10 protein-coding genes are annotated in these 12,539 nt (G+C 62.7%); 5 read left to right on the top strand and 5 right to left on the bottom strand.

Going from position 1 to position 12,539, the window contains the following annotated elements; translation table 11 throughout:
* The first annotated feature begins 70 nt into the window (after window positions 1–70).
* From AX725_RS04140 to AX725_RS04130, 3 genes are read left to right on the top strand one after another with little or no spacing between them, the layout of a single operon-like run.
* Window positions 71–1,210, top strand: a complete 1,140-nt coding sequence (locus AX725_RS04140) for an HlyD family secretion protein (RefSeq protein WP_081097062.1) — start codon at window positions 71–73, stop codon at window positions 1,208–1,210.
* Between the two features lie 6 nt (window positions 1,211–1,216).
* Window positions 1,217–2,773 carry an MDR family MFS transporter gene (locus AX725_RS04135; RefSeq protein WP_066044381.1) on the top strand — a complete coding sequence of 519 codons (1,557 nt, stop codon included), beginning with the start codon at window positions 1,217–1,219 and terminating at the stop codon, window positions 2,771–2,773.
* Window positions 2,774–2,780: 7 nt separating this feature from the next.
* Entirely contained in the window at window positions 2,781–4,247 is a 1,467-nt protein-coding gene (locus AX725_RS04130; RefSeq protein ID WP_066044384.1) for an efflux transporter outer membrane subunit, read from the top strand.
* A 198-nt stretch (window positions 4,248–4,445) separates the two neighbouring features.
* Here AX725_RS04130 and AX725_RS04125 read toward each other — a convergent pair whose 3' ends face one another.
* Genes AX725_RS04125 through AX725_RS04110 form a run of 4 tightly spaced genes read right to left on the bottom strand, consistent with a single transcriptional unit; the run spans window position 4,446 to window position 10,538 of the window.
* Window positions 4,446–7,562 carry an efflux RND transporter permease subunit gene (locus AX725_RS04125; protein WP_066044387.1) on the bottom strand — a complete coding sequence of 1,039 codons (3,117 nt, stop codon included), beginning with the start codon at window positions 7,560–7,562 and terminating at the stop codon, window positions 4,446–4,448.
* Between the two features lie 10 nt (window positions 7,563–7,572).
* Window positions 7,573–9,102, bottom strand: a complete 1,530-nt coding sequence (locus AX725_RS04120) for an efflux RND transporter periplasmic adaptor subunit (RefSeq protein WP_066044389.1) — start codon at window positions 9,100–9,102, stop codon at window positions 7,573–7,575.
* A gap of 42 nt (window positions 9,103–9,144) precedes the next feature.
* A complete protein-coding gene (locus AX725_RS04115; protein WP_066044391.1) occupies window positions 9,145–9,339 on the bottom strand; it encodes a hypothetical protein in 195 nt (64 codons plus the stop codon).
* Window positions 9,336–10,538 carry a TolC family protein gene (locus tag AX725_RS04110; RefSeq protein WP_082730817.1) on the bottom strand — a complete coding sequence of 401 codons (1,203 nt, stop codon included), beginning with the start codon at window positions 10,536–10,538 and terminating at the stop codon, window positions 9,336–9,338. Before AX725_RS04110 ends, AX725_RS04115 begins: the two co-directional genes overlap by 4 nt.
* Window positions 10,539–10,743: 205 nt before the next feature.
* Between AX725_RS04110 and AX725_RS04105 the strand changes: the two genes are divergently transcribed.
* Window positions 10,744–10,938: a hypothetical protein gene (locus tag AX725_RS04105; protein WP_066044395.1), complete on the top strand. Its 195-nt coding sequence runs from the start codon at window positions 10,744–10,746 to the stop codon at window positions 10,936–10,938.
* A gap of 433 nt (window positions 10,939–11,371) precedes the next feature.
* On the opposite strand, the gene AX725_RS04100 is transcribed toward AX725_RS04105, so the two are convergent.
* Window positions 11,372–11,965 (bottom strand): hypothetical protein, encoded by a 594-nt coding sequence (locus AX725_RS04100; protein WP_066044397.1) that lies wholly within the window; start codon window positions 11,963–11,965, stop codon window positions 11,372–11,374.
* Window positions 11,966–11,976: 11 nt separating this feature from the next.
* Here AX725_RS04100 and AX725_RS21680 point away from each other — a divergent pair, with 11 nt between their 5' ends.
* Window positions 11,977–12,237 carry a helix-turn-helix domain-containing protein gene (locus AX725_RS21680; protein ID WP_066044399.1) on the top strand — a complete coding sequence of 87 codons (261 nt, stop codon included), beginning with the start codon at window positions 11,977–11,979 and terminating at the stop codon, window positions 12,235–12,237.
* Window positions 12,238–12,539 lie beyond the last annotated feature (302 nt).

Here is a 12,539-nt window from a genome sequence, read left to right as displayed (position 1 = left end):
TTTCATATATTCGTGGAGAGCCTATGTGGCGTGAAAGCGTCAGGGGCGCAGCTACGGAGTGCAAGGGCAAATGGCCGAAGACATGGGACAGGCAATCGACGCCGAAGTCGACAAGGAAAAGGACAAGCCCAAGGCGCTCTCCAATCCAAAGGTTCGGCGCAGTCTGGTGCTCGTCGGCCTCATCGTACTGATCGCCGCCGGTATCTGGTACTACCGCAACGAGACATACGGACAGTATCAGCAATCGACCGACAACGCCTATGTTGCGGCCGACAGCGTGGTGGTCGCGCCGAAGGTGGCCGGCTATGTTGATCGCGTACTGGTGACGGAAAACCAGGCGGTGAGGGAAGGCGAGCCGCTCGTTCAGCTCGACATTCGCGACTATCGCGCGCAGTCGAACCAGGTCACTGCGCAGATTGCCGCGACATTGGCCGGCGCAGACACGGTTCGCGCCCAGCAGCGCGAACAGGATGCCGCCATCGATCAGGCCCGCGCGCAGCTCGCCGCGGCGATGGCGCAGGCGACGCTCGCAGGTGAACAGGTCGCCCGCTATCGCCCGCTTGCTGCGACCGGAGCCGAACCGCGAGAAAGGCTGGACCAGCTGCAGGCGCAGGCCCGCCAAGCGCAGGCTCAAGTCGCGGCGGCCAGGGCCGGGCTACTGGCGGCGCAGAGGCGACAAGATACTCTGCGCGCGCAGATCCAGCAGGCTGATTCACAGGCGAACGCTGCACGCGCGCAGCTCGAAGCCGCCCGTCTCAACTTGTCGGCAACGACGCTGCGCGCGAGCATCACTGGGCGGGTCGGCGATTTGACGGTTCGCGCCGGCCAATACGTCCAGCCGGGGCAACGGCTCATGAGCGTGGTCCCGACTGATCGGATTTTTGTGACCGCGAATTTTAAGGAAACCCAGCTTGGCCTGATCCGTCCAGGCCAGCCGGTCTCTCTGGAGATCGACGCACTTCCCGATCTCGAACTCGAAGGGCGGGTTGAAAGCATCGCACCCGGGACCGGTGCCGAATTCTCCATCTTGCCCCCGCAGAACGCCACCGGCAATTTCACGAAGATCGTCCAGCGAATCCCTGTTCGCATCTCGATACAGGCGACACCGGAGGTCCGGCGCTTGCTAATTCCGGGTATGTCGGTGGTGGCAACGGTCGACACCCGCGGCGCGAGGGACGAGCTCACCACGCTTGGCGCCCGGGCGCGTTGACGCACAATGGAAACGGCATTGCCCTCACGGATCGCCGGCTCCCCCGAGCGCGCCGACGCAACCGCCTGGATCGCGGTGGCAGCCGGTGCGCTTGGCGCGATGCTGGCCACGCTGGATATCTCGATCGTCAATTCTGCCCTGCCCACGATCCAGGGCGAGATCGGCGCGACCGGAACCGAAGGGACGTGGATTGCCACGGCCTTCCTCGTTGCCGAAATCATCATCATTCCGCTGAGCGCGTGGCTGGAACGGCTTTTCGGGCTTCGCACCCTGCTGATTATCGCGGTAAGCTCGTTCACCGCGTTTTCCGTTCTCTGCGGTATAGCGACGGACTTGACCACGATGATCATCGGGCGCGTCGGCCAAGGTTTTACTGGCGGAGCACTTATCCCGACGGCAATGACCATCGTTGCCAAGCGATTGCCGCCGTCGCAGCAGCCGATCGGCATGGCATTGTTCGGCATGACTGTGATCCTCGGACCCGTTATGGGTCCGTTGGTCGGCGGGTGGCTGACAGAGAATTTGAGCTGGCACTATGCCTTCTTCGTCAATGTGCCGATCTGCGCTTTGCTTCTTCTGTTGCTGTTCGTCGGGCTGCCGCATGAAAGGCCGAACTGGATCTATTTGCGCGAGGCCGACTGGGCCGGCATTCTGGGAATGATCCTTGGATTGGGCGGCCTGACCGTCGTACTGGAAGAGGGGCATCGCGAAGAGTGGTTTGAATCGGCGCTGATCCTACAGCTGACAATTATCACACTGATCGGTTTCGCGCTGCTGACGTATGGCCAGCTCTACGCGAGGAAGCCGGTTCTGAAGCTTCGCCTGATGTTGAGCCGACAATTCGCCAGCGTGGTGGTCATGGCCCTGGCGCTCGGCATGGTGATGTACGGCTCGACTTATGTGATCCCCCAGTTCCTGGCTATTATCTCCGACTACAATGCGCTGCAAACGGGGCTGGTTATCTTCTGGATGGGCGTACCTGCCTTCCTTCTGATGCCCGTTCTGCCGTTCATGATCCGAAGGATTCACATCCGCATCGCCGTAGGGGCCGGGATGCTGATCATGGCGCTCAGCTGTTTCATCTCGATCAACCTGACCGCCGAATCAGGCGGCGGCGTCTTTACAGAAAGCCAGTTCCTGCGCGGCATCGGCATGATCCTGACCATGATGTTCCTCAATCAGGCTACCGTAGCCTCTGTGGCCAAGGAAGATGCCGGTGACGCGTCCGGCATCTTCAACGCCGCACGCAACCTCGGCGGCTCGTTCGCCCTCGCGGGGCTCGCATCGTTTCAGGACCAGCGGCTGTGGCATCACAGCAGGCGGATGGAAGAAACGCTCAATGCGAACAGCGGGCGGTTACAGGACTATCTCGATGGCCTCGCTGCATCGCTGGGCAGCCCGCAAGCGGCCCTGCAAACGCTCTCGACCACCATCCAGCGGGAAGCGTTTGTGATGACCTACAACGACGTGTTCTTCGCCATGGGGGCGATCACGCTCGCAACCGTTCCACTGGTGATGTTTCTTCGGGCGCTGCCCAAGAACGTCTCGCTTTCGATGCATTGAGAATGTTATGCGCAAGCTGATTCCGCTCCTTTCCACTTTTGCTCTTCTCGGAGCATGCACCGCCGGTCCCGATTATGCCGGACCGCCTATGGTCAAGACGGTCGGGGCCGATGGCTTTGTGCGGGCCGGTTCCGATGTGGACTCGCAAGCGCCGGTCGCCAGCGACTGGTGGTTGCTGCTGGGCGATCCGGTGCTCAATGATCTGGAAGCCCGCGCGCTTGCCGGAAACCCCGGTGTTGCCGCCGCGCGCGCCAGGATCGATCAGGCGCGCGCCTCATTGTGGCAGGAGCGCGCCAACCGGCTTCCGTCGGCGGCTGCGCAAGCGACCACGATACAAGCCCGGGTGCCTGGTCTGGACCTCCAGAGCGGCCCGCCGGCGGGAAGCCCGGACGCGCCCAGCCAAGACGGTGATCAGGACACGTTGAGCGTCTACAACGTGGGACTGAATGCGAACTGGGAGATAGACTTTGCCGGAGGGCAGATAAGGCGCATCGAAGCCGCCAATGCGCAGGCTGCCGCGAGCGTCGCCAACGCGGAGGATGCGCAGGTCCAGCTCGCAGCAGAAGTCGCGAGGGCTTACGTCGGTCTCCGGGAGGCCCAGGCGCGACTCAACCTTGTCGAGCAGCAACGTGAATTGCAGCAGCAGACCCTTGAGCTCACGTATCAGAGGTACACGCAAGGCGCTCTTGCCTTGTTTCCCGTCGGCAACGCAAATGCCGAACTCGAACTTTTGAAGTCGCAGATCGCAGAAGCGACCGCGGATATCGCGGTCCTGAAAGACACCTTGGCGGTTCTCACCGGGGAAGCACCCGGCAGTCTCGACCAGCTATTGTCGAAAGCCTCGGCCATCCCTCTCCCGCCGGCGCGCGTGGCCGTGGGCGACCCTGCCGCGCTGATCGCCCGAAGGCCCGACATTCGCGCCGCCGAGCGGACGCTTGCGGCAGCCAATGCCCGGATCGGAGTGGCCGAAGCGGCTCGATTCCCGAAGCTTTCCTTCATGGGCATTCTTGGCCTCGGAGGCACGCAGCCCGATGACATCTTCGATCTTGGCAATCTCTCGGCAATAGCCTTGCCCCAGTTGCAGTGGAACCTGCTTGATTTCGGGCGTACCGCAGCTTCGGTCGACCAGGCCGAAGCCGGGCGCGAGGAGGCGCTCCAACGCTACCGCGAGATCGTTCTGCGCGCACTCCAGGATGCCGAGCAATCGCTCGCCCGATTTGGTCAGCAACGCGCCAACGTTGCTGCGCTGGCGCAGATCAAGCGGCAGGCCGACACGGCCGCCGAACTCGACCAACAACGGTACAACGCGGGGGCGATATCGTTGGTCGATCTCAACACCTCGCTGCGGCAGCGACAGCAGGCGACGGCGGACTTGAATCGCTCAATGGCTGCGATGACCAACAGTTGGATCGCGATCCAAAAGTCGCTCGGATTGGGTTGGAGCGAAAGCAATGATGCGATGCCCCACCCATAGGTGACCATCCGAAGGTCATCTCGGGTCGCGGCCGCTCTTGGTGGGGTTTCCGATTCTATGGACCGGCTATGCCACGGCGAAGGTCGATTGGCTGGTCCGCCTGGGTAAAAGAGTCGCGCGGCACTGGTACCGATACGTTTATCGGCGAAAGATTGTGCGCCTACTGAGTGTCTTTATCGGACGGCAGAACAACGGTATTTATGGGCTTGCTTCTCGGCCAGTCCGGGATCTTACGCCCCAGCCGTCCCGCACCACCTTGAGATAGACCGGCGGAAGGACCAGCATATTTAGTGCTGTTGAGCTGGCCAGGCCGAGCAGGATCACGACCGCCATCGGAGCCTGTATCTCACTGCCCGGCTGACCCATGTTGAGCGCCAACGGAATCAGAGCCAGGCCTGCCGAAATTGCGGTCATCAGGATCGGCACTAGCCGCTCCTCCGCCCCGCGCCGCACTGCTTCGGCAAGATCGGTGATGCCTTCGACTTCCTGCAAATGCTTGATGTGGCTGACCAGCATCACGCCGTTGCGCGTGGCGATGCCGAACAGGGTGATGAAGCCGATGATCGTCGCCACCGACAGCACGCCGCCGGTCAGCCAAAGCCCGACCACGCCGCCGACCAGCGCCAGCGGCAGGTTGATCATGACCAGCAGCGCATCGCGGCCCGAGCGGAACGCCTGACGCAGCAACAGGAACATGCCGACCAGCACGATCAGCCCGAGCGCTAACAGCGTGCGAGTGGCGCTCGCGGCGCTTTCGAACTGGCCGCCCAGCTCGATATGCGCGCCTTGGGGCAGCTCGACCGTGTCTACTGCCTCTCGCACATCGGCCACCACTGCGCCGAGATCGCGGCCCTGCACATTGGCGAGTACCAGCTGCATCCGCTCGACACTCTCGCGGGTGATTGCGTTCGGCCCCTGGTCGCGGACGATATCTGCCACTGCCGCGAGCGGCACCAGCGTGCCGTTCGGCGCGGCGAGCACCATGCTTTCGATCTGGCCTGCATCGGCAAATTGCGCAGGATCGTAGCGTACCACGACATCGGTGATAACCGGGCGCTCGATCAGCTGACCGACCTCGGCCCCGCCGATGGCCGCTTCGATCGCGCCGGTCACGTCCTCGACCGCGAGACCATAGTTGGCGAGGTCCGCGCGGCGCAGTCGCACGCGCAGGTACGGCACCATGCTTTGCGTATCCTTTTGCACGTCGACCGCACCGGGAATGCCCTGCACCGCGCTTTCGACCTGCGTCGATATGCGCTGGAGCGTATCAGTGTCAGGCGCGAAGACCTTGATCGCGATGTTCGCCCGCGCGCCCGAAAGGATGTGGTCGACCCGGTGGCCGATTGGCTGGCCAAAGATCGCCTGCACCCCGGGCACAGTACCGACCGCGCCGCGCAAGGCGGTGAGCAGTTCTTCGCGGTCGCGCCCGCCTTCGTTGAGCGTCGCCTCGATCTCGGAAGCGAAGACCTCCTGTGCATGGGGATCGCCTGGCGCGCGGCCCGTGCGTCGTGCGGTGGTGCGCACCTCGGGCTGCGAGAGCAGCGCCGCCTCGACTTCGCTTGCGGCGCGGTCGCTGTCTTCGAGGCTCGTGCCGGGCAGCGTCGTGACGTTTACTGTTAGCGAGCCTTCGTTGAACTCGGGCAGGAAGGCCCGGCCCGCTAGCACCATGCCAATCCCTGCGACTACGAACAGCGCCAAAGATCCGATCACCATGGCGCGCCAGCGGGTCATCAGCGTGTCGAGCAAGCTGACGTAACGTGTCTTGAGCTTCGCAACCCAGTTCGGCTCGTGACCGACCGCCTCGTCCTTGCGGGTGAGCAGGTTATAAGACAGTGCCGGGGTCAGCGTCAGCGCGATGGCGAGGCTGGCGAGCAGCGACACGCCATAGGCGAGCGCGAGCGGTTGCAGCAGCCGCCCCTCGATGCCGGTCAGGCCAAACATCGGCAGGAAGACGAGCAGGATGAGCAGCGTCGCGAACAGGATCGATCCCTGCACTTCGGCAGTGGCCGAACCGACCACGGCGATATCGCTTTGTTGCTCGCTTTCCGGCTTCTCGCGTTCGAGCCGCAAGCGGCGCACCACGTTTTCGACCACGATGATCGCATCATCGACCAGCATGCCGAGCGCAATGGCAAGGCCGCCGAGCGTCATGGTGTTGATCGTGCCCCCGCCCGAATTGATGACGATGATCGCGGAGACCACCGAGACCGGGATCGCCGCCAGCGCCACGGCAGTAGCGCGCCAGCTCATCAGGAAGATGAAGACGATCACCGCGACCAGCACCAGCCCTTCGATCAGCGCGCTGCGGACGTTGTCGATCGAACGTTCGATGAAATCGGCCTGGCGGAACACCTGCGTCTCCAGCACCATGCCTTCGGGCAGCGTGCGCTGGAGATCGGCGAAGACGGTGTCGAGTTGCTCGGTCAGTTCGAGAGTGTTGGCGCCCGGCTGCTTCTGAATCGCGAAGATCACGGCAGGCTTGCCGTTGAACGCTCCGGTCCCGCGCTTCAGCCCTTCGCCGATGCGGATCGTGCCGACATGGCGGGCGAGCACGGGAAAGCCGTTCTGCTCGCCGACCACGACATTACCGAAACCTTCCGCGTCCTCGGCGCGGCCTACGCCTTCGATCAGCCATTCCTGTCCGTTGGCAACCCCGACCCCGGCGGAGCGATTACCGCTCGCCTTTTCCATCGCCTCGACCACCTCGTTCATGCCGATGCCGCGCGCGGATAGGCGCGCCGGATCGACCAGAAGCTGCACCTGGCGCTCGTCGCCGCCGATGGTCATCACCTCGGCAATGCCGGGCACGGACATCAGGCGGCGGCGCACGATCCAGTCGGCGGTGCTCTTGAGGTCCATCGGGCTGGCGGTGTCGGAGCGCAGCGCGACGAACATGATCTCGCCCATCACAGAACTGGCGGGGGTCATGTGGGGTGCGGGCAGATCGTCGGGCAGTTCATCGCCAACCGTTGCGAGCCGTTCGGACACGATCCTGCGCGCATCCTCGGGCGCGGTCGACCATGCGAATTCGAGCGTCACGACCGATAGGCCGGTGGCGCTGTTCGAGCGGATACGGCGCAAGCCCGGCGAACCGTTGAGCGAAGTTTCGAGCGGGATCGTCACCCGTTGCTCGACCTCGGTCGGCGTGTAGCCCCCGGCATCGACGACAACGGTCACGGTCGGTGCGGTCAGATTGGGCAGCACATCGACCGGCGTGCGCGCGGCGGTCCATGCCCCGAACAGGGTCAGCAGCACCGCGATCGCATAGACGACCGGGCGATTTTCAAGGCTCCAGCGGACGAGTTTCTCGATCATCGGTTCAGCCTCAGTGCGCGTGGCCGTGACCGAAGGCACCCGGCGTTGCCGCCGCTGCACGAACGGCTGCCGCGCCGCGTGTCACCACGCGCTCGCCAGTCTTGAGCTGCCCTTCGACAGCAACGCGATTGCCGCTGCGACGAATGACGGTCACGGGCCTGCGCTGGAAGGTCTCGCCCGCGATCTGGACATAGACCACGTCCTGTCCGCCTTCGTTGAGGATGGCGCTCGCCGGAATGGTCAGCGCTTCCTCGCTGCCTCCCACCATCAACTGGCCCTGCACACGCTGGCCGGGGCGGACCTGGCGGCTGTTCCAGGCAAAGATCACCGGCAAGGTTCGGGTGGCGGGATCGATCGCTCCGCCGCCTTGGACCAGTGCTACGCCGCTGCCGCGAGGCAGCGAGATAGTCTCGTTCGGCAGGACCAGTTCGATTCCCTGCGGCTGCACGACCTGGCTCGCCATGCTCTCGGGTACACGCGCAACCAGCCACAGCGCGGAAGGATTGCCGATGCGCAGCAATTGCTGCCCCCTGGTCACGCCCTGGCCCTGAACCATCCAGGTTTCGAGCACCTGTCCGGTGATCGGTGCGACCACCGGCACGCCTGCACCGCCCCCGGAGAGCGCATTGCGGCGTGCCTGTGAGGCGGAAATCTGCGCTTCGGCGAGCCGCAACTGGGTGCGCGCCTCGTCGAGACGCCGCTGGGGTACGGCCTCGCCTTCGACCAGTGCGTTCATCCTCTCGACTTCGCGCGCGGCTGCATCGCGGGCGATGCGGGCCTCGCGGATGGCGAGATCGAGTGTCGCCACGTCCTCGCCGCCGCCCAAGGTTGAGGAAATGCTGGCCAGTGTCTGGCCGCGCCGCACGCCCATGCCCGGCGAGGGCACGCGGGCCGCGCGCACGATGCCGTCGACCGGCGCAGAAACCATGGCTTCGGCTTGGGGCTGCATCTGCACGTCGACCGTCACCGGAATGGTGAGCGCCACGTCTTCACGCCGCACCGCTTCGGCGAGGAACGGGATGCGCCACTGGACTTCCTTGGTGAAGGCAATCGCGCCGTCGATCTCTTCTTCCGCCGGAGCAGCTTCGGCCCCCTCCTCACTCGTGGCCCAGACAGTCACTTCACCCAGATCGTGCGAAGAAACCCCGCGCGGGGAATCGAGCACCAGTCGAAGGCGTGCCTTGCCCGACTTGGACGCCTTCAGCAGCGGACGGAAAATGCCTTCGACATCGCTCGGTCCTGCCTCGGCGCGATCGACCGTGCCATCGGGCCAGGTCAGTTCGGCGGTGAGTGTGCCTTCGGTGACCGCGCGGTAATCATCGAGCCAGGAAAGGTGCGCGTCGAAGCGGCGGTCCTTGCCCATCACCAGAGGCCGGTACTCGACGAACAGCTCTGTCAGATCGGCATAATCGGTGACCTTGATCCCGCCTCCGCCGTGCCCGTGCGCCTCTTCGGCAGGCACATCGGCACCGCTGCAAGCAGCGAGCGAGAGGGGCAGGAGGGTGGCGGCGAGCACCACAAGCAGGCGGGATCGGGTCATGTGTTCAGGTCTTCTTGTTGGGTTTCAGATGAAAGCCGCAGATCAATGATCGTGCGGCACGGATTCGTCGTGCGGCTCGGTATCGTCATGGGCTTCTTCGGCGACCGGCTCAGGCGCATCGTTGTCGTCATCGACCACGGCGGCCTCGGCGGGTGCTGCCTCTTCCGTGGCGGTTTCACCGCAAGCGGCCAGCGCCAAAGTGGCGGGGATGACGGCGAGGATAAGGGTCTTCTTCATGGGTAGGTCCTTCCTGTTGCTAGGTCGAAAGTGATGGCGGCGTCTGCGGCGCGCCGTGCGTGCGCGATGACGGTCAGTTCGCCATCGCGCTGGGCTTCGTAGGCATCGACAAGTTCGACGACGCCGATTTCTCCGGCCTCGTAGGCAGTGCTAGCGATGGTCCCAAGCCGCGCAGCATCATCGCGAGACCGGGCAGCCGCAACGGCGGCTTCCTGCGCTGCAACGGCGCGGGTGGCGGCGGCTTGCTGCTCGGCTTCGGCGGTGCGCTGGGCAATCGCAAGTTCGGCTTCGAGCGCGCGTTGCCGGGCTTCTGCCTCCGAGACTGCCGCGCCGCCACCGTTCCAGATCGGCAGGGTCACGCCGATGGAAACCGTGGGGCCATAGGCCGTGTCGATCCCGTCGTCGCGGCGAAGGACGCCTGCGCCGACCGAGAACTGCGGGAGTCTTGCCCGCCGTGCCGCCGTGACACGCTGGCTCGCGGCCTGGAGCCGCTGTTCCTGCGCGGCAAGGTCCGCGCGGGTGCCGGTGGCAGCGCCGCTGCGCAGAGAGGTCATGGCAGAGGGCGGGATTTGCGGGTCTTCGATCCCAGTCAGTGCGGCCAGCGCGACGCAGCCTGCTTCGCGTTCACCTGTTGCCAGTCGCAGTTCCGCTTCCGCGCTGCTCAGCGCGACGCGCGTACGGCGCACGTCATAGACCGCTGTGTCGCCTTCGCGGGCGCGCGCTTCTGCGATGCGCGTGGCTTCGGCTAGGTCGGCTGCGTGAGCTTGCCAGACCTGCAATTCTGCGCCCGCTGCCGCGCATCCAACATAGGCACGGCGAGTATCGGCAACGAGCAGCTGACGCCGCCATGCAATGTCGTTCTCAATTGCTTCGGCCTCGCTGCGCGCGGCATCGCGCAAGGCTCCGCGCCTGCCGGACAGGTCGATGGGCTGGATGATGCCAAGCTGCCACTCGCTTTCCCCGCCCGCGCTCTCGCGCGACAGTTCAAGCTCGGGATTGTCGAGCGGGCCGATGATCGACACTCCCGCTGCAGCCTCGGCCCGGTTGGCATCGTCGCGCGCAGCAATACCTTCGCGCGCCAGTGCGCGGGCGATCGCGAGATCTTCGGTCAGAACTTCCTGCGCGGCAAGCGGCAGGGGCGCTGAGCACAGGCCTATAATGAGGGCGATGGATGCGACCTGCATCCGCAATTTGGGCATGAATTCCTCCACATGAGCTGACACGCCGGGCGCTCGCCCGGCACATGCGTCAGGCCGTGCGGGGAGGTCTCAGGAGGGATTCCGGGCGTGAAAGCGCCGCTTCCGCAAAGCTGCGATCGAAACGCAGGTCTGTAGGCGCAAACCAGGATGACAGTTGCGGATCGTCAGGCGTCAGCATCGCCGTTGCCAACGAAAGCGAAGGGCTATGGTCGTGGGTCAGGCCTTCATCGGGGGCGTTATCGCCAGAACCATGTTCATCGGCCGCAACGCCATCATCGGCGTGTTCATGCGCATGATCGGCGTGGTGCGTGTGCACCGCAGAAGCCGAGGCCATCTGCTCATGTCCCGCGAGATGCGCACCCCACGCCGCCTTGGGCACGACAAGCGCGCAAACTATTAGGAGGAGAGCGAAACGGGCGAACATACCTGCCTGATTAGGTTGCAATGACGCAATTGGCAATTCGATTGGTTGCGAAACCCAATTTCGCCCTGCAAGTATTTTATGGTTATACGTCGGCCATCAGCGACTTCGCAATGAGCCCTGAATGGCAGGGGTTGGGGCGCAAAGCTGATATTGATCTAGCCCAACTTTCAAAAGGAAAAATTCAATTTCGAGTCCCGAAAAAGGCATCGAACCAATGCATTAGACGGTCTTTGCGGGCCTTTTGTGGGCTCTTTGCATAAACCGAATTCCATAAATATTTGAAAATACGCGGAAAAATAGGCCGAATGTGATGCCTCTTCTGGCACCACTACTAATCTAAGCATTTGAAATGCTTAGATTTTTAGGCGAGTTAGAAAGCGCCAGGCCACCTTCTGGTCCACCTTTTCAGCTAAGGTGATTTTCGCGGCACAGGCGTCTTATTGAGGACGTCGCGAAGGCGCAATTCGCCTTTTTTGTTCAAGACCCTGACGATAATGTGACGAGTTCGCTCCACTTCAGAATGGAGCGTTAGCACTGTCAGGGCCTCTACGAACGAAAGCGGGCCTTTTGGTCTCCCCTTCTCAGCCTTCATGATTTCTCGCAGAAACTTCGGGATGGCATTCACGACGTTCCGGACATCCGTCTCACTTATCTCGAAGTTGAGGTCGTGCGCGATGCTATTACGCAAGCCGTTTACAACGCGGATGGCGCTGATGACATCATCCCTCAGCAGACCCATGCCTTCAACGAGTTGGAGCTTCTGCACAAATCCCATACGCCCGGTGTTGATGGCGCTGGGTTTATAAAGTGCATCCGCAATCATTAAGCTGATTGTATGGTCTAGGTACAAGTGGGTTTGGATGAGTTGCTGCCACGGTTCACCAATCGTTATACGTTCCTTGAACCGTTTAGTATCAAAACTGAGAGGTTTGTACTTCTCATGTATCTCCTCGTCTGGAGTTTCTAGTAGTACACGCTCTTCATCAGTGAGTGGTTGTGCCATAACATATCCAAATGTTACAATTAAACAGTATGAAGAATAATTATCTACGAGAAACGCGCATCATCAGAGGCTACACACAGCAGCAAATTGCCACAGAGCTTGGGTACTCGACCATGGCGATATCTCACTTTGAGCGAGGTACAAGGTCAATCCCCCCGCACATCCTATCCAAGTGGTTGAAAATTCTTGGGGGGCTTGAGGAAAAGATGGCACCGAACCGCAAGGTGTATAAGCCATGTGAGATTACGACGGAGGGAGCGAAAGCGGCCTAATCCAGCCCACCTTCCAGCCCACCTTTTAGCGTGCGTTATAGTGCGTTTGCATGAGGTGGCATGAGGAGGTCCGGCACGTAAAATCAATCACTTAGCAGTCAGCATGAGGCGCTATGGTTCGAGTCCCTGTGCTTCTTCTGGGCACCATTACTCATTCGCTGAGCACCTCGCGAATGGGCCAAAGCCTCCGAAACCTTGCGTTTTGCCAGCCCCAGTTCGGACTGGTGCCGTCTGAGCTGCGTATTCGCGGATGCTGGTTTGGCAATCCCAACAGGCCCTTCGCAGCGGGCTGCTGACCGCCT

Origin of the sequence: Blastomonas sp. CCH9-A1 (assembly GCF_001557175.1) — a bacterium.
GTDB lineage: Bacteria > Pseudomonadota > Alphaproteobacteria > Sphingomonadales > Sphingomonadaceae > Blastomonas > Blastomonas delafieldii_A.
This window is presented reverse-complemented; position numbering and strand designations above follow the sequence as displayed.